Origin of the sequence: Pseudomonas sp. WS 5146 (assembly GCF_012985495.1) — a bacterium.
In the GTDB taxonomy this organism is placed as follows: Bacteria; Pseudomonadota; Gammaproteobacteria; order Pseudomonadales; family Pseudomonadaceae; genus Aquipseudomonas; species Aquipseudomonas edaphica.
In genome coordinates this window covers 191348-214089 of sequence record NZ_JAAQWL010000001.1, presented here as the reverse complement: position 1 = coordinate 214089, position 22742 = coordinate 191348, and the positions used below count along the sequence as shown (strand labels likewise).

Here is a 22742-nt window from a genome sequence, read left to right as displayed (position 1 = left end):
TCCCTTGGTACATTGGGTGAATGTTCGGCCCCTATCGCAGCGATGCGGCGACCCGACAAGCCAGCTCCCACAGTTTGAAATGCATTCCCCTTGTGGGAGCTGGCTTGCCTGCGATGGCGTCATCGAGACCACCCAGGCTTACGCTTCTGTACAAACGCCTGCGTCCCCTCAATCCCTTCCTCACTCGTCACCGCCTCGGCAAACCACTGCGCGGCCTGATCCAACAGCGGGCCCACCGGTTGTTCCACACTGGCGAGCAACAGCGCTTTAGTCCGCGCATTCGCCCCCGGCGCACAGCGCAACACCTGCCCCAGCACCTCATCCAATCGTTCCGCCAATGCTTGTGCATCGCGCTCGACGTAATGCACCACGCCCAACCGCTCAGCCTCAACCCCATCAAAGCGCGCCGCCGTCAGCGCCAGTCGACGTGCCTGGGTCAAGCCAATGCGCTTGACCACAAACGGCGCAATCTGCGCCGGCAACAAGCCCAGGCTGGTCTCAGGTAACCCGAACTGCGCCTGGTGGTCGGCAATCGCGATATCACTCACGCACGCCAGCCCAAAGCCGCCGCCCAGCACCGCGCCTTGCAGCACCACGATCACCACTTGCGGCACGGCTTCGACGGCTTGCAGCAGGGTGCCGAAGGCTCGGTTCAGCGCCGGCAACTGCCCGCCCGCCATGACCATGTCTTTCACATCCGCCCCGGCACAGAAGTGCCCACCGGCGCCGCTGATCACCACGGCGCGCACCTGGCTGTCCAATTGTGCCAATACCGACCGCAGTTCGTTGACCATCTCCAGGCTCATCGCATTACGGCTGGCGGGGCGGTTGAGGGTGATGTGCAGCACGCCGTTGTGCGGCTCGAGCAGCAGGGTGTTCATGATTTTTTCCCGGGCAGGGTGCCCATCAATTTGCAGATGATGCCCAGCATGATTTCGTCGGCGCCGCCGCCAATCGACACCAGCCGCACATCACGGTAGGCGCGGGCCACCGGGTTGTCCCACATAAAGCCCATGCCGCCCCAGTATTGCAGGCAGCTGTCGCTGACCTCACGGCCCAGGCGCCCGGCCTTGAGTTTGGCCATGGAGGCCAGGCGGGTCACATCCTGGCCTTTGATGTATTGCTCGGTGGCCTGGTAGACCAGCGCGCGCAGGCATTCGATTTCGGTGGACAGCTCGGCCAGGCGAAAGTGGATCACCTGGTTGTCGATCAGCGCCTTGCCGAAGGTCTGGCGCTCTTTGCAGTATTCGATGGTGCTGTCGATACAGTGCTCCAGGCCCTTGATCATATTGGCCGCGCCGAACAGGCGTTCTTCCTGGAACTGCAGCATTTGCATCATGAACCCTGCGCCTTCGTGGCCGATGCGGTTGCGTTGCGGCACGCGCACACCGTCGAAAAATACTTGGGCGGTCTCGGAGCTGTGCATGCCGAGCTTTTCCAGCGGCGGGCTGACGCTGATGCCAGGGGTGGTCATTGGCACCATGATCAGTGATTTGTTGATATGCGGCTTGTCGTCGGAGGTGTTGGCCAGCAGGCAGATAAAGTCGGCGCTGGGCGAGTTGGTGATCCACATTTTGCTGCCGTTGATCACGTAGTCGCCGCCGTCCTTGCGCGCGTGGGTTTTAAGCCCCGCCACGTCGGAGCCGGCGCCGGTTTCCGAGACGCCGATGCAACCCACTTGCTCGCCGCTGATGGCCGGGCGCAGGAATTCGTCGCGCAGTTCATCGGAGCCGAAGCGGGCGAGGGCGGGCGTGCACATGTCGGTTTGCACGCCGATGGACATGGGGATGCCGCCGCAGCGGATGGTGCCGAATTCTTCAGCGGCGACAATGGAGTAGCTGTAGTCCAGGCCCATGCCGCCGAATTGTTCCGGCTTGGAAATGCCCAGCAGGCCGAGGTCGCCGGCCTTGCGGAAAATTTCGTGAATGGGGAAGCGCCCGGCTTTTTCCCACTCGTCCACGTGCGGGTTGATCTCGCGGTCGACGAAGGCACGCACGGTGCGGCGCAGTTCCTGGTGTTCCTGGGTGAAGATCATTGTTGTTGTTCTCCTTGTTGGGACGCGGAGCGTCCTTGGCTGCGTTACCACGCGGAGCGTGGGAACGATCAGCGCGCTACACCAAAGCTGTTGGGCTGCAGTTGGCGCACCTCGGCCTCGTGGCAGATATCCAGCAAGAACCCCAATAGCGTGCGGGTATCGCGTGGATCTATCAGCCCGTCGTCCCACAGGTTGGCGCTGCCATAGAGGGCGGTGGACTGGCTGTCGAGTTTCTGCGCGGTGACCTGTTCGAGCATGTCCAGCACCTTGGGGTCGGGCACCAGACCGTCCTTCAATTGCTTGGCCTCAGTCACGATGCGCAGCACCTTGCCCGCCTGCGCGCCGCCCATCACCGCCGTGCGGCTGTTGGGCCAGGCGAAGATAAAACGCGGGTCCAGGCCACGGCCGCACATTGCATAGTTGCCCGCGCCATAAGAGCCGCCGACCACCACCGTGAGTTTAGGCACCCGCGCATTGGCCACCGCCTGGATCATCTTCGCGCCGTGCTTGATCACGCCTTGTTGCTCCGACTCGGTGCCGACCATAAAGCCGGTGGTGTTGTGCAGGAACAGCAGCGGCGTGCGGCTCTGGTCGCACAGTTGGATAAATTGCGCCGCCTTGCTCGCACCCTTGGGGGTGATGGGGCCGTTGTTGCCGATCACACCGACGGCGCGGCCCTGGATATGCAAGTGGCCGCAGACGGTGTGGGCGTCGAACTCGCCTTTGAACTCCAGAAAGTGCGAGCCGTCGGCCAGGCGTGCGAGGATTTCGCGCACGTCGTAGGGTTTTTTCGGGTCATCGGGGATCAACCCCAGCAACTCGTCGATAGGATACAGCGGCTCCTTGTAAGCCCGTTGTGGAGCGGGTGGCAGGCGATCATCCCACGGCAGCAGGCTGACGATTTCGCGCACGATGCGCACGCCATCGGCATCGTTTTCCGCCAGGTACTCGGCCGTGCCGGCGGTTTGCGCGTGCATCTCGGCGCCGCCCAGCTCTTCATCAGTCGCGACTTCGCCGGTGGCGGCCTTGAGCAGCGGCGGCCCGGCCAAAAACAGCTTGGCCTTGCCGCGCACCACCACCACGTAATCCGACAGCCCCGGTTGATACGCGCCGCCCGCCGTGGCCGAGCCGTGTACCACGGTGATCTGCGGCAAGCCCATGGCCGACATGCGCGCCTGGTTGGCGAAGCTGCGTGCGCCTTCGACGAAAATCTCGGCGGCGTAATTGAGGTTGGCACCGCCGCTTTCCGCCAGGGTCACCACCGGCAGTTTGTTTTCCATGGCGATCTGTTGCAGACGCAGGGATTTTTTCAGGCCGGACGGCGAAATGGTGCCGCCCTTGATCGCGCTGTTGTTGGCCACCACCAGCATGCGTACGCCGCTGACGTAGCCGATACCGGCGATCAAGCCGCCTCCGGCCGCGCTGCCGTCTTTGTCATCGTGGAGTTTGTAGCCGGCCAGGCTGGCCAATTCCAGAAACGGCGCGCCGGGGTCCAGCAGCAGGTTGAGGCGCTCGCGGGGCAACAACTGGCCGCGTTTGTCGAACTTGGGTTTGGCTTCCTGTGCTTTGGCGAGCAGGTTGTGCTCCAGTTGGCGCAACTGTTGGATGCTTGCCAGCATGGCTTCACGGTTGTGCGCGAACTGTGGGCTGTGGGCGTCGATCAGGCTTTCAATCACCGGCATGGTTCAGTGCTCCGTCTTCAGCACATCGGGTAAATAGGCGCGGTGGAAACCGTTGAACGGCTCGCTCGGCGGCTGCGCCTTGTGCAGCGGCCAGGCGCGGCTGCCCAGGCTGGCAGCGCCGTCGATGCGCAAGGTGCTACCGCTGATAAACGCGGCGGCGGGGCTGAGCAAAAACACGATGGCCGCGCTGACTTCCGATTCGGTGCCGATGCGCTTGAGCGGCACGTGCTCACGCAGGGTGGGGATCACTGCCTTGAACGCGCCTTCGTAGGTGTCCATGCCGCTGGACGCAATCCAGCCCGGCGCCACGGCGTTGACGCGTACACCGGCGTAACCCCATTCGAAAGCGGCGGTCTTGGTAAAGTTGTCCATGCCTGAGCGTGCAGCACCCGAGTGGCCCATGCCGGGCATGCCGCCCCACATGTCGGCGAGCATGTTGACGATGGCGCCGCCGTGCTTGTTCATCGACTGGTTGAACACTTCACGGGCCATCAGGAAACCGCCGACCAGGTTGGTGCGCAGTACGGTTTCAAAGCCTTTTTGATTGATCGAAGCCAGTGGCGACGGGTATTGACCGCCGGCGTTGTTCACCAACCCATGGATCGGCCCATGCTCGCGGATGATCTGCGTGACCAGCGCTGTCACTGCTTCTTCATCGCGAATATCGCAGGCCAGCCAGTGCGCGGTGCCGCCGTCTTCGGCGATTTCGGCGGCCACCTGTTGCAGCTTTTGCGGCTTGCGCCCCACCAGTATCACACTGGCACCAAGGGCCGCCAGTTCATGGGCAGTGCAGCGGCCAATGCCACTGCCGCCGCCAGTGACTATCACGGTTTGCCCCTGGAACAGGTCGGCTTTGAAGATCGAGTCGAAGGCCACGGCGACGGTCCTTTAGGAGAGTTGATCGGCTATGTGTTGCGGCACGGCGATGGGGATTTCCAGCAATTGTTGGGCGAAGGCCTTGCCTTGCGGGTCGATGCGCAGGCTGGCGATGCCGCCGCGGCCCAAGGCGTTTTCCAGCAGGAAATTCAAGCTGTGGCTGCCGGGCAAGTACCAGCGCTCGACACGGCCGTGAAGTGGGTCGAGCACGTGGCTCATCCAGTCGACGATCACCTCCGGGGTCAGCGCTTCGGCGATCCAAGGCAGGTAGTCGGGGTGGCGGGCGATTACGCCGATATTGCTGTGGTTGCCCTTGTCGCCGGAGCGCGCCACGGCCAGTTTCACCAGGGGCACACTGGCGTCCGCGCGGCCTTCGGGTTTGGGTGGATCAATCGGCGCGGCGGGTGTGCGCATCGGCGCTGATGAAGGCAACGCAACGGTGTGCCGCGCGCCTTGGAAGTCGACCTGCGGTGCGCAGGATGATTTGTCGACCAGGAATGAAAACAGCCGGATCAGCGGGTACACGGTCGGTCGCCCGCCGACAATGCCGGTCAAGCCGGGTGCCATGCCGGTCGCCGCCTGGGCGATCTCGCGGGCGAACAGCACCAAGGCCTGCTTGCTGGGGTGGCGTACCGCCAATTTCACCACCACCTCGCGGCAATCCTGGCGCTGGGCGTGGGCACCGTAGGTGGCTTCGCTGCCGAGCAGTTCAATGTTTACCTCGGTGTAAGGCGCCCAGCCGCGTTGGCTGAACAGTTCCGAGGTCTTGTTGATGATCGCCTGGCTGACTCGCTCGGCCTTGGCCACCGCGTCGATCCCGGCAATCAGGCAACTGGCGGTGCAACGGAAACCGTCGGGGTAAGTGGCGCTGACCTTGTACTGATCGGTGGGCGGTAAACCCTTGGCGCCGTGCAGGCGCACGCAGTTTTGGCCTTGTTGCTGCAGGTTGACCTGGCTGAAATCGCAGATCACATCGGGCAGTAAATACGCGCGCGGGTCGCCGATTTCATACAGCAACTGTTCGGCCACGCTGAGTTCGCTGATCAGCCCACCGGTGCCGGCGACTTTATTCACGGTAAATTGGCCGTCGGCGCTGACTTCGACGATGGGAAAACCGATGTGCTCGTAGTCCGGTACATCACGCCAATCAGTGAAGTTACCGCCGCTGCACTGCGCGCCGCATTCGATGATATGCCCGGCGAGCGCAGCTTGAGCGAGGCGGTCGTAGTCCTGCCACGACCAGTTGAATTCATGCACCAAGGCGGCGCTGACCACGGCGCTGTCGACCACGCGCCCGGTAATCACAATATCGGCGCCCAGCGCCAGTGCCTGAGCAATGCCGGGTGCGCCGAGGTAGGCGTTGGCCGAAACGCACATCGGCGGCAGGGGCGCGCCGTTGAACATATCGGTAATGTTGTGCAATTGCTTGAGTTGAGGTTGCAGGTCGTCGCCCAGCAGTACGGCGATTTTCAGCGGCACACTGGCCTTGTCGCAGGCCGCTTGCAGGGCGGCGGCGCAGGCGTGCGGGTGGATGCCGCCGGCGTTGCTGACCACGCGGATGCCCTGGCGCTGGATCTCCCCCAGCAACGGCGTGAGCACCTCGACAAAATCCGTGGCGTAACCGGCCTGGGGATCTTTCATCCGCGCACCGGCAAGGATCGACATGGTGACTTCCGCCAGGTAGTCGAACACCAGGTAATCCAGGGCGCCGCCGTGCACCAATTGGGCGGCAGCCGTGCAGGTGTCGCCCCAGAAGGCGCTGGCGCAGCCGATACGAACCGTCTTGCTCATGAGAAATCCTTCCTCTGATGGCTGGTGTCGAGACTACCAAGCAAGCGCTTGGTTTGTAAACGGTTGATATAAGTTTTGCCCAAGCGCTTGCTTGGCTGGCGGCCACGGCCTAAATTGCCGCCCAAGACGTCAGTAGAGATGAAGGAGAGCAGCATGGATGAGCAAAAAGCCCTGCGGGTGATGCGCACCATGGTCGACGGCGGCCAGTTGACCGACCCCGACAGTGCCCGGGGCAAGTTGCTGCAAACCGCGGCTCACCTGTTTCGCAACAAGGGTTTCGAGCGCACGACCGTGCGTGACCTAGCGAGTGCCGTGGGTATTCAGTCCGGCAGTATCTTTCATCACTTCAAGAGCAAGGACGAGATCCTGCGTGCCGTGATGGAGGAAACCATCCACTACAACACCGCGATGATGCGCGCATCACTTGAAGAGGCCAGCAACGTGCGTGAGCGCGTGCTGGCGCTGATCCGCTGCGAGTTGCAGTCGATCATGGGCGGCAGTGGTGAGGCGATGGCGGTGTTGGTCTACGAGTGGCGTTCGCTGTCAGCCGAGGGCCAGGCCCAGGTGCTGGCGTTGCGCGATGTGTATGAGGATATCTGGCTGCAGGTGCTGGGCGAGGCCAAGGCGGCGGGTTACATCCGGGGCGATGTGTTTATCACTCGACGCTTCCTGACCGGCGCCTTGTCCTGGACCACCACCTGGTTTCGCGCCGAAGGCAGCCTGACCCTCGAGCAGTTGGCCGAGGAGGCGCTGTTGATGGTGCTTAAAGCTGATTGAGGCGCAAGCTATTAATTTGCCGACGGAAAGTTGTCTCCCCTGACAAAAACGCCTAGCTTATTGCCATCAGAGTGTTAAACGGTGTGTGCCTCAATGTTTTCGCCATGGCGGCTGGCTGCAGGACTGACTATATGGGCACTGGGCACTGCGTGGTGGCTGCCGGCGTCGGCCGCGCAATTGGTCAGGATCGGCGCCGCGCACTTCCCGCCCTACACCGTTCGGCCCGAGCAGGGCGCTGATACCGGTTTGTTGCCGCAACTGGTCGAAGCCCTGAACGCTGCGCAAACCGACTACCAGTTTGTGTTGGTGCCGACTTCGATTCCACGGCGCTTTCGTGATTTCGAGCAAGGTCGGGTCGACATGGCCATCTTCGAAAACCCCGACTGGGGTTGGCAGGATATTCCCCACACCAGTGTCGACATGGGGTTGGAAGATGCAGAAATCTTCGTCACCCAACGTAAGCCCGGCCGCGACCAAAGCTATTTCACCGACCTCGCCGGTAAGCGCCTTGCAGTGTTCAGCGGTTATCACTACGCCTTTGCCGGTTTCAACCCCGACCCCAAGAACATGGCCGAACACTTCAACGCCACATTGACCTACTCCCATGACAGCAACCTGCTGATGGTGGCGCGCGGGCGTGCCGATATTGCGCTGGTCACGCGTTCGTACCTGAGCGACTTCATGGTGCGTAATGCGGACATGGCCGGGCAGTTCCTGGTCTCGGAGCGGATTGACCAGGTGTATCACCACTACGCGCTGGTACGGCCCAAAGCGCCGATCACCGGCGCGGCGTTCGCCGAGTTGCTCAAGCACCTGCGTGAGAGCGGGGAGATGTTGAAGATCTTCGAGCCGTATCGCATTGATGTGAGGCCGGTGCCCTGATTATCTGCGTTGAGCAGGCCTGTTGTGGCCACCTGGCTTGTTGGGGCAAGCCTGCTCGCCACATATCTCTACAGCTTCACACCCTGCGCGCAAACGTATCGCTATGGCTGCCCGACACCTTGCGGCAATGCACCAGCGCATCGCGAATCATGAAGTTCACCAGGGTTGGGGAAACGCCCAGCTCCTTGGCGATGTCCTTTTGCGGCACGCCGTGCAGGCGGTACATCTCGAACGCATAGCGGGTGCGCTGGGGCAACTCCGTCAGGGCGTCAGCGATGTTTTCCAGGGTGTTGAAGTTGATATGCGAAGTTTCCGGTGAAGCGCCGTGAATGACCACATTCAAGCCTTCCTCTTCCGTCCCCGAATATTTGAGCTCCAGGGCCTGCTTGCGGTAGTGGTCGATCGCCAGGTTGCGCACGATCTGGAACAGATAACTCAATTGAGCCTTGAACGACGAGGTGATGGTCGGCGCTGATTGCAGCCGAAAGTAGGCGTCCTGCACGACGTCTTCGGCGCGCGAGCGGCAACCGGTAATCCGGGCGGCGATCTTCACCAAAATAAGTCGATTGTCGACGAATGCCTGCAAAAGGGGTGAGTCGCACCTGCCTGTGGATACTTGTTCCGTCATGGAAATCACCTTGTCGCGAAAGAGTTAGGGGAGGGCGTCCTTGCTGAGGCCTCCTACACATCGGGCAACAAATTATTCTTAATGATAATGATTGTCAAATGAGAAGACGAACTAATCTTATGCTTTCTTGTTCGCTGTGAACTACGCCTCCCTCGCTCCCGGCGACTAATTATTTGCCCGGGCCGTCCGTTCTTCTGGGTGACAGGCCCGTTAGCCAACGGCCAAGGATCAGCACCCGCAGGAGGGCGAAATGGGTTTTTATCGTGCAGGCAGCGTTTTTCAGTTTGGAGACCGCGATCAATGAGCGTTTCCACGCGATTGCGCCTGTTCTGCCTGCCCTATTCGGGGGCCAGCGCGATGGTTTATGCACGCTGGCGCCGGGCTCTGCCTGACTGGTTGCAGGTGTGCCCGCTGGAATTGCCGGGTCGCGGCATGCGCATGGATGAGCCGTTGCAGCGCGATATCAAAACCTTGGCCGCGCAGCTTGCCGACGAGATCGGTCGTGACCTGGGCAGCCCCTATGCCTTGTTCGGCCACAGCCTGGGCGGCCTGCTGGCATTTGAACTGGCGCATGCATTGAAAGCACGCAATCTGCCTGCGCCGCTGGCGTTATTTGCTTCCGGTACCGCCGGCCCGGCGCGCCGCGATGTGAGCGAATACGCCATCGAAAAGACCGATGAACAACTGATCGCCCGCCTGCGCGAACTGCAGGGCACCGCCGAAGAGGCGCTGTGCAACCCGGAATTGATGCAGTTGATGCTGCCGATTCTGCGCGCCGACTTCCTGCTGTGCGGCAGCTTCACCTATGGCGAGCGCGCGCCACTGGGCATGCCGATCCATGTGTTTGGCGGCAAGCAGGACAGTGTGCGCGCCGACCAGTTGCTCGACTGGCAACTGGATGCCGCCAGCGGCTTCTCCCTGGATATGTTCGACGGCCACCACTTCTTCCTCGTGCAGCACGAAAGCGCGGTGCTGCGCTGCCTGCGTCGCTATGCCGACGAGCACTTGGCCCGCTGGCGCAATGATGCGGCGCGCCAACTGGCTGCCGTTTAGCACGGCCCTAATTCCCGATTTTCCCGTAAGCCGATTTCAGGCAGGAACCCCATGATGGACGCCTTCGAACTTCCCCGCACCCTGGTCCAGTCCCTTCAACACCGCGCCGCGCAGACCCCGGACCAGGTGGCCCTGCGCTTCCTTGCCGAATCCGCCGCCGACAGCGTTGTGCTCAGTTACCGCGACCTAGACCAGCGCGCCCGCACCATCGCCGCCGCCTTGCAGGCCAATGCGGCATTGGGCGACCGTGCGGTGCTGTTGTTCCCCAGCGGCCCGGATTACGTCGCGGCGTTCTTTGGTTGCCTGTACGCCGGGGTCATCGCCGTGCCGGCCTATCCGCCGGAGTCGACCAAGCGCCATCATCAGGAGCGGCTGCTGTCGATCATCAGCGATGCCGAGCCGCGCCTGCTGCTGACCATCGCCAGCCTCGCCGACGGCCTGGCGCAGATCGAGAACGCGCCGCCGGTATTGAGCGTCGATACCCTGCAGACCGCCGGCAATTGGGTCGAGCCCGCGCTGCAAGCGGACGACATCGCCTTCCTGCAATACACCTCCGGCTCCACCGCACTGCCTAAAGGCGTGCAAGTCAGCCACGGCAACCTGGTGGCCAACGAAGTGCTGATCCGTCGCGGCTTCGGCATTGATCTGCACCCGGATGATGTGATCGTCAGCTGGCTGCCGCTGTACCACGACATGGGCCTGATCGGCGGCTTGCTGCAACCGATCTTCAGTGGCGTGCCCTGTGTGTTGATGTCGCCGGCGTACTTCCTCGGCCGCCCATTGCGCTGGCTGGAAGCGATCAGCGAATACGGTGGCACCATCAGCGGCGGGCCGGATTTCGCCTATCGGCTGTGCAGTGAGCGGGTCAGTGAAACCGCGCTGGAACGCCTGGATTTGAGCAAATGGCGCGTGGCGTATTCGGGCTCCGAGCCGATCCGCCTCGACACCCTGGAACGTTTCGCCGAGAAGTTTGCCGTTTGTGGTTTCACCTCGAATAATTTCTTCGCCTCCTACGGGCTGGCCGAGGCGACGTTGTTTGTCGCCGGTGGCACCCGTGGTCAAGGCATCCCCGCGTTGCGTGTGGATGAGCAGGCGCTGGCCGCCAACCGCGCTGAACCGGGGCAGGGCAGCGCGATCATGAGTTGCGGCACGAGCCAGCCGGAACACGCGGTGCTGATCGCCGATCCGCACACCCTCACCGAATTGCCCGACAACCGTGTCGGCGAACTCTGGGCCGCCGGCCCCAGCATCGCCCACGGCTACTGGCGCAACCCCGAGGCCAGCGCCAAAACCTTTGTACAACACGCGGGGCGCACCTGGCTGCGCACCGGCGACCTGGGCTTTATCCGCGACGGCGAGGTGTACATCACCGGTCGCCTCAAAGACCTGCTGATCGTGCGCGGCCACAACCTGTATCCGCAGGACATCGAGCAGACCGTCGAGCGCGAAGTCGAAGTGGTGCGCAAGGGTCGGGTAGCGGCGTTTGCCGTGAATCACCAAGGTCTGGAAGGCATCGGCATCGCCGCAGAAATCAGCCGCAGCGTGCAGAAAATCCTGCCGCCGGAGGCCTTGATCAAGGCGATTCGCCAGGCGGTGGCCGAGGCCTATCAAGAAGCCCCGAGCGTGGTGGTACTGCTCAACCCCGGCGCCTTGCCCAAGACCTCCAGCGGCAAGGTGCAGCGTTCGGCCTGCGCGCTTCGTCATGCCGATGGCAGCCTCGACAGCTATGCGCAGTTCCCGAATCTGCAAGCCCAGGCCAGTGACGCGCTGCTTGAATCCGAGCTGCAAAAGCAGATTGCAGCGATCTGGTGCGAGCAGTTGCAGGTCGCAACCGTGGCGGCCGATGACCACTTCTTCCTGCTCGGCGGCAACTCCATCACCGCCACCCAGGTGGTCGCGCGCCTGCGTGAAAGCCTGGGCCTGGAGCTGAACCTGCGCCTGCTGTTCGAGGCGCCGACGCTTTCGGCGTTCGCCGCCAATGTGGCGCAATTGCAGCAAGACGGCGGCGTTGCCCAAGGCGCGATCCAGGCCTTGTCACGCCAGGCAGACTTGCCGCAATCCCTGGCACAGAACCGCCTGTGGATCACCTGGCAACTGGACCCGCACAGCAGCGCCTACACCATCCCCGGCGCCCTGCGGTTGCGCGGCGAGCTGGACGAAGATGCCGTGCGCACGAGCTTCCAGCAGTTGATCCAGCGCCACGAAGCCCTGCGCACGCGCTTCTATGAACGCGATGGCCAAGCCTTCCAGCGCGTCGAGGCCAACACCGGTTTCGAGCTGCAAGTGATCGACCTCAGCGACCTGCCAAGCGCCGAACGCGAAGCCCGCGCGCAGCAGATCCGCGAAGACGAAGCGCGCACCCGGTTCGACCTGGAAAAAGGCCCGTTGCTGTGGGTGACGCTGGTGCGCCTGGACGATGAAGATCACCAACTGCTGGTGACCTTGCATCACATCATCGCCGACGGTTGGTCGCTGAACATTCTGATCGACGAATTCTCGCGTCTGTATGCCGCCGCAACCCAAGGCCAACCCCTGGAACTGCCGCCACTGGCCCTGCAATACGCCGACTACGGCAGTTGGCAGCGTCAATGGCTGGCCGAAGGGGAAGGCCAGCGGCAATTGGCCTATTGGCAGGCGCAACTGGGTGATGAGCACCCGGCCCTGAGCCTGGCCACCGACCATCCACGCTCTGCGCAGCACACCCACAGTGCCTCGCGCCATAGCGTGCGCTTGAACGCAGCGCTCAGCGAAGCCATTCGCCAGGCCGCTCAAGCCCATGAGTCCACACCGTTCATGCTGTTGCTGGCGGCGTTCCAGAGCCTGCTCTACCGCTACAGCGGCCAGCGCGATATCCGTATCGGCGTGCCCAACGCCAATCGCCCACGCCAGGAAACCCAAGGCCTGATTGGCTTCTTCATCAACACCTTGGTGTTGCGCGTTGAGCTGGACGGGCGCCTGCCATTCAATCAGCTGTTGGCTGCCACGCGCCAGGCTGCGCTGGGCGCCCAGGCTCACCAGGACCTGCCCTTCGAACAACTGCTGGAAGCCTTCCCCCAGGCCCGCGAACAAGGCCTGTTCCAGGTTATGTTCAACCACCAGCAGCGCGACTTGAGCGCCTTGCGCCGCTTGCCGGGCATGCTTGCGGATGAGCTGCCATGGCACAGTCGCGAAGCCAAGTTCGACCTGCAACTGCACACTGAAGAAGACCGCAACGGGCGTTTGAGCCTGGCGTTCGACTACGCCGATGAGCTGTTCGACAGCGCGACCATCCAGCGCCTCGCCGAGCACTTCATCAGCCTGCTGCACGCGGTGTGCGAGCAGCCGGAGCAAGCCATCGGCGACCTCAAGCTGATGCACACAGACGAGCAGCAGCCATGGAGCGAAGCCCCGTGTGCCCCGGCCCGGCAGTGGCTGCCCGAGCTGCTCAGCCAGCACACCTCGGACCACACCGCACTGGTCTGGCAAGGCAGCAGCCTGACCTTCGCCCAACTGCACACCCAGGCCAACCGCCTGGCCCACTACCTGCGTGACAAGGGCGTCGGCCCGGATGTGTGCGTGGCCATCGCCGCCGAGCGTTCGCCGCAATTGCTGATCGGTCTGCTGGCAATCATCAAGGCCGGTGGCGCCTATGTGCCGCTCGATCCGGATTACCCCGCCGACCGCCTGGCCTACATGCTCAAGGACAGCGGCGTGCACCTGCTGCTGAGCCAAACCTCACTGCTTGAACTGCTGCCGGCCACCGAAGGCGTGTGCGTGATCGCCATGGACAGCTTGCACCTGGACAGCTGGCCGACCCAGGCGCCGGGCCTGCACTTGAATGGCGACAACCTCGCCTACGTCATCTACACCTCCGGCTCCACCGGCCAGCCCAAAGGTGTGGGCAATACCCATGCGGCCCTGGCCGAGCGCTTGCAGTGGATGCAGGCCACCTATCAACTCAACGACACCGATGTGCTGATGCAAAAGGCGCCGATCAGTTTCGACGTGTCGGTGTGGGAGTGCTTCTGGCCACTGATCAGCGGCTGCCGCCTGGTGCTGGCCGGCCCTGGCGAACATCGCGATCCGCACCGCATTGCGCAGCTGGTACAGGAACACGGCGTGACCACGCTGCACTTTGTGCCGCCGCTGCTGCAGCTGTTTATCGATGAGCCGTTGGTGACTGAATGCACCAGCCTGCGGCGTCTGTTCTCCGGCGGTGAAGCCTTGCCTGCCGAGCTGCGTAACCGCGTATTGGCGCAGCTGCCGGCGGTGCAACTGCACAACCGGTATGGCCCGACTGAAACCGCGATCAACGTGACCCACTGGCATTGCCAGGTTGCGGATGGCGAACGCTCGCCCATCGGCCGGCCGCTGGGCAATGTGATCTGCCGCGTGCTGGATGAGCAACTCAACCCATTACCGGCCGGTGTGCCGGGCGAACTGTGCATCGGCGGCATCGGCCTGGCGCGCGGTTATCTTGGCCGCGCCGGGCTGACCGCCGAGCGTTTTGTGGCTGACCCGTTGGGCGCACCCGGCACACGCCTGTACCGCACCGGTGACCGTGTGCGTTGGAGCGCAGATGGCGTGCTCGAATACCTGGGCCGCCTTGATCAACAGGTCAAACTGCGTGGGTTCCGTGTGGAGCCTGAAGAAATCGAAGCACGGATGCTGGCGCTGGACGGCATCGCCCAAGCCGTGGTGCTGGTGCGTGATGCACAACTGATCGGCTACTACACCGCGCCTGCGAAGCTTACCGAGCAGGAGGTAAAAACCGCCTTGGCCTCTGAGCTGCCGGAGTACATGGTGCCCGCCTTGCTGATGCGTCTGGACGCCATGCCCCTGAGCCCCAGCGGTAAACTCGACCGCCGCGCCTTGCCCGAACCGGTGTGGCAAACCCGTGAACACATTGAGCCTGCAACGCCGCTGCAGCAGCAGATTGCCGCGATCTGGCGCGAAGTGCTGGGCTTGCCACGTATCGGCCTGCGCGACGACTTTTTTGCCCTCGGCGGCCACTCGTTGCTGGCCACGCAAATCATCTCCCGCACCCGCCAGGCCTGCGACGTCGAGTTGCCGTTGCGCAGCTTGTTCGAAGCCAGCGAGCTGGGTGCGTTTGCCGAGCAAGTGGGCGCGATCCAGGCTTCGGGCCAACGCAATCAGCAAACCGCTATCGCCCGGGTCGACCGCAGCGCGCCGGTGCCGCTGTCTTATTCCCAGCAGCGCATGTGGTTCCTCTGGCAGATGGAGCCCGACAGCCCGGCCTACAACGTCGGCGGCATGGCGCGTCTGCGCGGCGTGCTGGATGTGGGGCGTTTTGAGGCGGCGTTGCAAGCCTTGATCATGCGTCACGAAACCCTGCGCACCACCTTCCCGAGCGTCGATGGCGTGGCGTACCAAAAGGTCTCACCGCAAACCGGTATGCGCATGGGCTGGCAGGATTTCTCGGCGCTCAATGAAACCGAGCGTCAGCAGCGCCTGCAAGATTTCGCCGATCAGGAAGCTCACACGCCGTTCAACCTGGAAACCGGGCCGCTGTTGCGGGCCTGCGTGGTCAAGGCCGGCGAGCAAGAGCACTACTTCGTGCTGACCCTGCACCATATCGTCACCGAAGGCTGGGCCATGGACATCTTCGCCCGTGAGCTCGGCGCGCTGTACGAGGCGTTTATCGACGAACGCGACTCGCCGCTGGCGCCGCTGGCGGTGCAATACCTCGACTACAGCGTGTGGCAGCGCCAGTGGCTGGAGGCTGGCGAGCGCCAACGCCAACTGGACTACTGGACTGCGCAACTGGGCCATGAGCATCCTTTGCTCGAACTGCCCGCCGACCGCCCACGGCCACCGGTGCAAAGCCATCAGGGCGAGTTGTACCGTTTTGATCTGAGCGATGACTTGGCCGCTCGCGTGCGCGCCTTTAACGCCGAACGTGGCCTGACGTTGTTCATGACCATGACCGCCACCCTGGCGGTGCTGCTCTACCGCTACAGCGGCCAGACCGACCTGCGCATCGGCGCGCCGGTGGCCAACCGCATTCGCCCGGAAAGCGAAGGGCTGATCGGCGCATTCCTCAACACCCAGGTGCTGCGTTGCCAGCTCAATGGGCAGATGAATGTGGCCGAGTTGTTAGAGCAGGTGCGCCATACCGTGATCGAAGGCCAGTCTCACCAGGACCTGCCATTCGATCATCTGGTGGAAGCCCTGCAACCATCGCGCAGCGCGGCATATAACCCGCTGTTCCAGGTGATGTGCAACGTGCAGCGCTGGGAATTCCAGCAGAGCCGCCAACTGGCGGGCATGACCGTCGAATACCTGGTCAACGATGCGCGGGCGACCAAGTTCGATCTCAACCTGGAAGTCACCGACCTCGACCATCGGCTGGGTTGCTGCCTGACCTACAGCACCGATCTGTTCGACGAGCCGCGTATTGCGCGGATGGCCGCACATTGGCAAAACCTGTTGGAAGCGTTGATCGCCAACCCGCAACAGCGTCTGAGCGAGTTGCCCTTGCTGACGGCCACTGAGCAGCGCGCCTTGCAGAGCAGCCTGGGTATCGAGGCGGGTGAACACCGCCTGGATCAGTGCATTCACCCGCTGTTCAGCCAACAAGCATTGGCCCGCCCCGATGCAGCGGCGTTGACCTTTGCCGGGGTCACGCTCAGTTATCGCGAACTGGATGAGCGCGCCAACCGCCTGGCCTGGATGCTGCGTGAGCGCGGCGTTGGCCCGCAGGTGCGGGTCGGCCTGGCGCTGCCGCGCTCGCTGGAAATGGTCATCGGCCTGCTGGCGATCCTCAAGGCTGGCGGCGCTTATGTGCCGCTGGACCCGGAATACCCGCTCGACCGCCTGCACTACATGATCGAAGACAGTGGCATCGGCCTGCTGCTCAGTGATGCGGCGATGTTCGAAGCCCTTGGCGAATTGCCGGCGACGGTCGCGTGCTGGTGCCTGGAAGATGACTTGCCGGTGTTGGCCAATTACCCTGCCGCCGAGCCGCCCTTTATCAGCCTGCCGCAACATCAGGCGTACCTGATCTACACCTCCGGCTCCACGGGCAAGCCGAAGGGCGTGGTGGTGTCCCACGGTGAAATCGCCATGCATTGCCAGGCGGTGATCGAGCGCTTTGGCATGCGCGCGGATGATTGCGAGCTGCACTTCTACTCCATCAACTTCGACGCCGCCACCGAGCGTCTACTGGTGCCGCTGCTCAGCGGTGCGCAGGTGGTGTTGCGCGCCCAAGGCCAATGGGATGCCGAAGAAATCTGCGCACTGATCCGTGCCCATGGCATCAATATCCTCGGCTTCACGCCAAGCTACGGCAGCCAATTGGCGCAATGGCTGGCGACCCGGCAACAGACTTTGCCGGTGCGCATGTGCATCACCGGCGGCGAGGCGCTGACCGGCGAACACTTGCAGCGGATTCGTGCGGTGTTCCAGCCCGAGCTATTTTTCAACGCCTATGGCCCGACCGAAACCGTGGTGATGCCGCTGGCCAGCCTGGCGCCGCACGTGTTGGAAGAAGGCGCCGCCAGCGTGCCGATCGGCAGCATCATCGGCGCTCGCGTGGCCTATATTCTCGACGCCGACCTGGCGCTGGTGCCCCAAGGCGCGACCGGTGAGCTGTATGTCGGCGGGGCCGGTCTGGCCCAGGGTTATCACGAACGTCCTGGCATGACGGCCGAGCGGTTTGTCGCCGATCCGTTTGCTGCCGATGGCGGCCGTTTGTACCGCACCGGCGACCTGGTGCGCCAACGCGCCGATGGGTTGGTGGAGTACCTGGGCCGTATCGACCATCAAGTGAAGATTCGCGGTTTCCGCATCGAGCTGGGTGAAATCGAAACGCGCTTGCTGGAGCACGCAGCCGTGCGCGAAGCAGTGGTGCTGGCGCTGGATTCACCCAGTGGTAAACAGCTGGCGGCGTATCTGGTCAGCGACGCCGACCCTGCCGCCTTGCGTGATGCACTCAAGGCGCACCTCAAGGCGCAACTGCCGGACTACATGGTGCCCGCGCACCTGATCGTGCTCGACAGCATGCCGCTGACCGCCAACGGCAAGCTCGACCGCCGCGCCTTGCCGCAGCCGGATCCTGCGGCCAATCGCCAAACCTATGTGGCGCCACGCAATGAGCTGGAGCAAAACCTGGCGGCCATTTGGTGCGCGGTGTTGAACGTGCAGCAAGTCGGCCTGGACGATAACTTCTTTGAATTGGGCGGTGACTCGATCCTGTCGATCCAGGTGGTCAGCCGTGCGCGGCAGGCCGGGATTCATTTCAGCCCACGGGATTTGTTCCAGCACCAGACCGTGCAAACCCTGGCCGCTGTGGCTACGCGCTCCGAGCAAGTGACAGCCGAGCAGGGGCTGCTCACCGGCAGCTCGGGCCTGACGCCGATCCAGCATTGGTTCTTTGATACCGAGATCTCCAACCGTCAGCACTGGAACCAGGCATTGCTGCTCAAGCCGCTGCAATTGCTGGAGCCCCATCGCCTGGAGCAAGCACTGCTGGCGGTGCTGGAGCATCACGACGCCTTGCGCCTGAGCTTCTCCACGCGCGACGCACACTGGCATGCCGAGCACCTGGCCGTGCCCCAAGGCGGTGTGCTGATGCAGGCGCAAGTGCGCGATATGCAGGCCTGCACTGAGCTGTTCACTGACACCCAACGCAGCCTCGACCTTGAGCATGGCCCGCTGTTGCGCGCCTTGCTGGTGGACGGCCCGCAAGGCCAGCAACGCCTGCTGATCGTGATTCATCACCTGGTGGTAGACGGCGTGTCGTGGCGCGTAGTGCTGGAGGACCTGCAAACGGTTTACCGCCAGTTGAGCGACGGCCAGTCCGTCAGCCTGCCGGCCAAGACCAGCGCATTGCGCGATTGGGCTGCGCGCTTGCGCGCTTATGCCGGTAGCGAGTCCCTGCGCGAAGAATTGAGCCTGTGGCAAGAGCAACTGGCCGGTCCGGCAGTGGCGTTGCCGGTGGAGCGTCCACAGGGTTCACTGCGCAACCGCGAGGCTGAAACCGTCAGCGTGCGCCTGGGTGTCGAACACACGCGGCAGTTGCTGCAACAGGCGCCGAGCGCGTATCGCACCCAAGTCAACGACCTGCTGCTGACCGCCTTGGCCCGCGTGCTGTGCCGCTGGACGGGGCACGCCTCGACCTTGATCCAACTGGAAGGCCATGGCCGTGAAACCCTGTTCGATGAAATCGACCTGACCCGCAGCGTCGGCTGGTTCACCAGTGCTTACCCGTTGCGCCTGACACCGCAAGCCGGGCAGGGCGACTCGATCAAGGCCATCAAGGAACAACTGCGCGGCGTGCCGCACAAAGGCCTGGGTTATGGCGTGCTGCGTTACCTGGCGGACGATCAGTGCAAGCAGGCCATGGCCGCATTGCCAACGGCGCAGATCACCTTCAACTACCTCGGCCAGTTCGACCAGAGCTTCGGCGCCGATGCACTGTTCCACCCGCTGGATGAATCGGCGGGCCTGGCCCACGACCCGGATGCGCCGCTGCCCAACGAGCTGAGTGTCGACAGCCAGGTGTACGGCGGTGAGTTGCTGCTGCGCTGGACCTTCAGCCGTGAGCGCCATGACCCACAGACCATCCGTGAACTGGCGGATGGGTACTTGAGCGAGCTGCAAAGCCTGATCGCGCATTGCCTCAACGACGAGGCGGGTGGCCTTACGCCGTCTGACTTCCCGTTGGCGCACCTGACTCAATCGCAGCTCGACAGCCTGCCGGTGCCGGCCAACGTCATCGAAGACGTCTACCCGCTGACGCCAATGCAGGAAGGCCTGCTGCTGCACACCTTGCTGGAGCCGGGCACCGGCCTCTACTACATGCAGGACCGCTACCGCATCAACAGCGCCCTCGACCCCGAGCGTTTCGCCCAGGCCTGGCAGGCGGTGATCGCCCGGCATGAAGCCTTGCGTGCGTCGTTCTGCTGGAACGTCGGCGAGGACATGCTGCAGGTGATCCACAAGCCGGGCAGCACGCCGATTGAGTATCTGGATTGGAGCCATGACCCCGAATCCGAGCAGGAGCCGCGCCTGCAAGCCTTGCTCAAGGCCGAGCGCGAGGCCGGTTTTGATCTGCTCAACCAGGCGCCGTTCCACCTGCGGCTGATCCGCGTGGGCGAGGCGCGCTACTGGTTCATGATGAGCAACCACCACATCCTGATCGATGCCTGGTGCCGCTCGTTGCTGATGAATGATTTCTTCGACATCTACATGGCCTTGGGCGAGGGCCGCGATACACAATTGGCCACGCCGCCGCGCTACCGCGATTACATCGCCTGGCTGCAACGCCAGAACCTCAATGAAGCGCGCCAGTGGTGGCAACAGAACCTGCAAGGGTTCGAGCGCACCACGCCGATCCCGAGCGACCGGCCGTTCCTGCGCGAACACGCAGGCCACAGCGGCGGCATGGTGGTAGGCGATTGCTACACCCGCCTGGATGCCCGCGACGGTGCGCAATTGCGCGAATTGGCCCAGGCCCATCAACTCACCGTCAACACCTTCGCTCAAGCGGCGTGGGCCTTGGTGCTGCGGCGTTTGAGCGGTGATCGTGATGTGCTGTTTGGCGTCACCGTCGCCGGGCGGCCGGTGGAGATGCCCGAGATGCAACGCACTGTCGGCCTGTTCATCAACAGCATCGCGCTGCGGGTGAAACTGCCGGAAGACGACCAGACTTGCGGTGTGCGTCAGTGGCTGAGCGGCTTGCTCGACAGCAATATGCAACTGCGCGAATACGAATACCTGCCGCTGGTGACTATCCAGGAACACAGCGAATTGCCTAAAGGCCAACCGCTGTTCGACAGCCTGTTCGTGTTTGAAAACGCACCGGTGGAAGTCTCGGTGCTGGACCGTGCGCAAAGCCTGAATGCCACCTCGGACTCCGGCCGCACCCACACCAACTTCCCGCTGACGGCCGTGTGTTATCCGGGCGATGACCTCGGCTTGCACCTGTCCTACGACCAGCGTTATTTCGATGAAACCACCGTGCAAGGCATGCTGGGCGAGTTCAAGCGCCTGCTGCTGGCGTTGGTGCAGGGCTTCCATGGCGACATGGCGGACTTGCCGCTGATCGGCGAGCAGGAGCGGGCGTTCCTGGTCGACGGCTGTAACCAGAGCGAGCATGACTACCCGCTGGAACGCAGCTATGTCGAGTTGTTCGAAGTGCAGGTGGCACAACATCCGCAGCGCATCGCTGCCAGTTGCCTCGACCAGCAATGGACCTACGATGAATTGAACCGTCGCAGCAACGGCTTGGGCTACGCGCTGATCGAGGCTGGTGTCGGGCTGGATCAGCCGGTGGCGCTGCTGGCCGAGCGTAACCTGGATTTGCTCGGCATGATCATCGGCAGCTTCAAGGCTGGTGCCGGTTACCTGCCGCTGGACCCAGGCCTGCCAAGCCAGCGGCTGAACCGCATCATCGACCTGAGCCGCACACCGTTGCTGGTGTGCACCGAGGCGTGCCGCGAGCAGGCGATTGAATTGCTGGACGGCACCGACTGCCAGTTGCTGGTATGGGAAGAAGTGCCCGGCCGTGGCGAAAACCCCGGCATCTACAGCGCGCCGGATAACCTCGCCTATGTGATCTACACCTCCGGCTCCACGGGTTTGCCCAAAGGTGTGATGGTGGAACAGCGCGGCATGCTCAATAACCAGTTGAGCAAGGTGCCGTATCTGCAACTGAGCGAGACAGATGTGATCGCGCAGACCGCTTCGCAGAGCTTCGATATTTCTGTGTGGCAGTTCCTCACCGCGCCGCTGTTTGGCGCGCGGGTGGATATTGTGCCGAACACCATCGCCCATGACCCGCAGGGTTTGTTGGCGCACGTGCAGGCCCAAGGTATTACCGTGCTGGAGAGCGTGCCGTCGCTGATCCAGGGCATGCTCGCTCAAGAACGCATGAGCCTGGACGACTTGCGCTGGATGCTGCCGACGGGTGAAGCCATGCCGCCGGAGCTGGCGCACCAGTGGTTGCTGCGTTACCCCGAGATCGGCTTGGTCAACGCTTATGGCCCGGCGGAGTGCTCGGATGATGTGGCGTTCTTCCGCGTTGACCTGGCGTCGACCCGTGGCACGTACCTGCCGATTGGCACGCCAACCGACAACAACCGCTTGTACCTGCTTGATGGTGCGCTGGCGCTGGTGCCGCAAGGTGCGGTGGGCGAGTTGTGTGTGGCAGGCAGGGGCGTAGGGCGTGGTTATGTCAGCGACCCATTGCGCACCGCCCAGGTGTTTGTGCCGAACCCGTTCGGCGCGCCGGGCGAGCGGCTATACCGCACCGGCGACCTGGCGCGTCGGCGCAGTGATGGTGTGCTGGAATATGTCGGGCGTATCGACCATCAGGTGAAGATTCGCGGTTACCGCATCGAACTGGGTGAAATCGAAGCGCGCCTGCATGAGCAGCCGGATGTGCGGGATGCGGCGGTGGGTGTGCAGGAAGGCGTCAACGGCAAGCATTTGGTGGGTTACCTGGTGGCGACGGATGCAGCGCTGAATCCAGGCGAGCGCCTGGACCGCATCAAGCAACGCCTGCGCGCGGAGCTGCCGGAATACATGGTGCCGCTGCACTGGTTATGGCTTGACCGCCTGCCGCTGAACGCCAACGGCAAGCTGGACCGCAACGCTCTGCCGGCCCTGGAGATTGGCCAGTTGCACAGTCAGGATTACCTGGCGCCACGCAACGAACTGGAAGCTACCCTGGCAGCGATTTGGGCTGAGGTGTTGAAGGTCGAAAGGGTAGGCGTGCAGGACAACTTCTTCGAGCTGGGGGGGCATTCATTGCTGGCCACGCAGATTGCTTCGCGGGTGCAGAAAACCCTGCAACGGGATGTGCCGCTGCGGGCGATGTTCGAATGCAGCACGGTGGCGGAGTTGGCCGAGTATATCGACGGCCTGGAGGCCAATGAGATCAGTGCAGAGAAGGTCGATCGGTTGAGTGATCTGATGGCGGAGCTGGAGGGTTTGTAACTGATCGTTCCCACGCTCTGCGTGTGAATGCAGCCCAGGACGCTCTGCGTCCCAAAGCGTGACGCAGAGCGTCACC

The 22742-nt window shown here is 63.1% G+C and carries 10 protein-coding genes; 4 read left to right on the top strand and 6 right to left on the bottom strand.

The features are described 5' to 3' along the window. Positions 1-119: 119 nt before the first annotated feature. The 5 genes from HBO41_RS00870 to HBO41_RS00850 all read right to left on the bottom strand — a co-directional run bounded on the left by HBO41_RS00870 (position 120) and on the right by HBO41_RS00850 (position 6384). On the bottom strand, positions 120-881 hold the full coding sequence (locus HBO41_RS00870) for an enoyl-CoA hydratase/isomerase family protein (RefSeq protein WP_099548896.1): 762 nt from the start codon (positions 879-881) through the stop codon (positions 120-122). Further along, a complete protein-coding gene (gene atuD / locus HBO41_RS00865) occupies positions 878-2035 on the bottom strand; it encodes a citronellyl-CoA dehydrogenase (protein WP_017134976.1) in 1158 nt (385 codons plus the stop codon). The genes HBO41_RS00870 and atuD overlap by 4 nt, the downstream gene beginning before the upstream one ends. A 68-nt stretch (positions 2036-2103) precedes the next feature. Further along, positions 2104-3717 carry a geranyl-CoA carboxylase subunit beta gene (gene atuC / locus HBO41_RS00860; RefSeq protein ID WP_017134977.1) on the bottom strand — a complete coding sequence of 538 codons (1614 nt, stop codon included), beginning with the start codon at positions 3715-3717 and terminating at the stop codon, positions 2104-2106. Between the two features lie 3 nt (positions 3718-3720). Further along, complete coding sequence (locus HBO41_RS00855) at positions 3721-4593, bottom strand: SDR family oxidoreductase (protein WP_138448964.1); 873 nt, start codon at positions 4591-4593, stop codon at positions 3721-3723. A 12-nt stretch (positions 4594-4605) separates the two neighbouring features. Then, complete coding sequence (locus HBO41_RS00850; RefSeq protein WP_169984804.1) at positions 4606-6384, bottom strand: acyclic terpene utilization AtuA family protein; 1779 nt, start codon at positions 6382-6384, stop codon at positions 4606-4608. A gap of 153 nt (positions 6385-6537) precedes the next feature. Here HBO41_RS00850 and HBO41_RS00845 point away from each other — a divergent pair, with 153 nt between their 5' ends. Then, complete coding sequence (locus HBO41_RS00845) at positions 6538-7161, top strand: TetR/AcrR family transcriptional regulator (RefSeq protein WP_017134980.1); 624 nt, start codon at positions 6538-6540, stop codon at positions 7159-7161. 93 nt (positions 7162-7254) lie between these two features. Further along, on the top strand, positions 7255-8043 hold the full coding sequence (locus HBO41_RS00840) for an ABC transporter substrate-binding protein (protein ID WP_169984803.1): 789 nt from the start codon (positions 7255-7257) through the stop codon (positions 8041-8043). 76 nt (positions 8044-8119) lie between these two features. Here the strand turns inward: HBO41_RS00840 and HBO41_RS00835 are convergent, their stop codons facing one another. Then, positions 8120-8671 carry an RNA polymerase factor sigma-70 gene (locus HBO41_RS00835; RefSeq protein ID WP_005789991.1) on the bottom strand — a complete coding sequence of 184 codons (552 nt, stop codon included), beginning with the start codon at positions 8669-8671 and terminating at the stop codon, positions 8120-8122. A 300-nt stretch (positions 8672-8971) separates the two neighbouring features. Here HBO41_RS00835 and HBO41_RS00830 point away from each other — a divergent pair, with 300 nt between their 5' ends. After that, positions 8972-9724: a thioesterase II family protein gene (locus HBO41_RS00830; protein ID WP_017134982.1), complete on the top strand. Its 753-nt coding sequence runs from the start codon at positions 8972-8974 to the stop codon at positions 9722-9724. Positions 9725-9775: 51 nt separating this feature from the next. Next, positions 9776-22666, top strand: a complete 12891-nt coding sequence (locus tag HBO41_RS00825; protein ID WP_169984802.1) for a non-ribosomal peptide synthetase — start codon at positions 9776-9778, stop codon at positions 22664-22666. Positions 22667-22742 lie beyond the last annotated feature (76 nt).

Excerpts from the sequence above, each read along its gene's own strand:
- HBO41_RS00870 (WP_099548896.1), bottom strand. The coding sequence starts at position 881 with ATGAACACCCTGCTGCTCGAGCCGCACAACGGCGTGCTGCACATCACC.
- atuD (WP_017134976.1), bottom strand. The coding sequence starts at position 2,035 with ATGATCTTCACCCAGGAACACCAGGAACTGCGCCGCACCGTGCGTGCC.
- atuC (WP_017134977.1), bottom strand. The coding sequence starts at position 3,717 with ATGCCGGTGATTGAAAGCCTGATCGACGCCCACAGCCCACAGTTCGCG.
- HBO41_RS00850 (WP_169984804.1), bottom strand. The coding sequence starts at position 6,384 with ATGAGCAAGACGGTTCGTATCGGCTGCGCCAGCGCCTTCTGGGGCGAC.
- HBO41_RS00845 (WP_017134980.1), top strand. The coding sequence starts at position 6,538 with ATGGATGAGCAAAAAGCCCTGCGGGTGATGCGCACCATGGTCGACGGC.
- HBO41_RS00840 (WP_169984803.1), top strand. The coding sequence starts at position 7,255 with ATGTTTTCGCCATGGCGGCTGGCTGCAGGACTGACTATATGGGCACTG.
- HBO41_RS00835 (WP_005789991.1), bottom strand. The coding sequence starts at position 8,671 with ATGACGGAACAAGTATCCACAGGCAGGTGCGACTCACCCCTTTTGCAG.
- HBO41_RS00830 (WP_017134982.1), top strand. The coding sequence starts at position 8,972 with ATGAGCGTTTCCACGCGATTGCGCCTGTTCTGCCTGCCCTATTCGGGG.
- HBO41_RS00825 (WP_169984802.1), top strand. The coding sequence starts at position 9,776 with ATGATGGACGCCTTCGAACTTCCCCGCACCCTGGTCCAGTCCCTTCAA.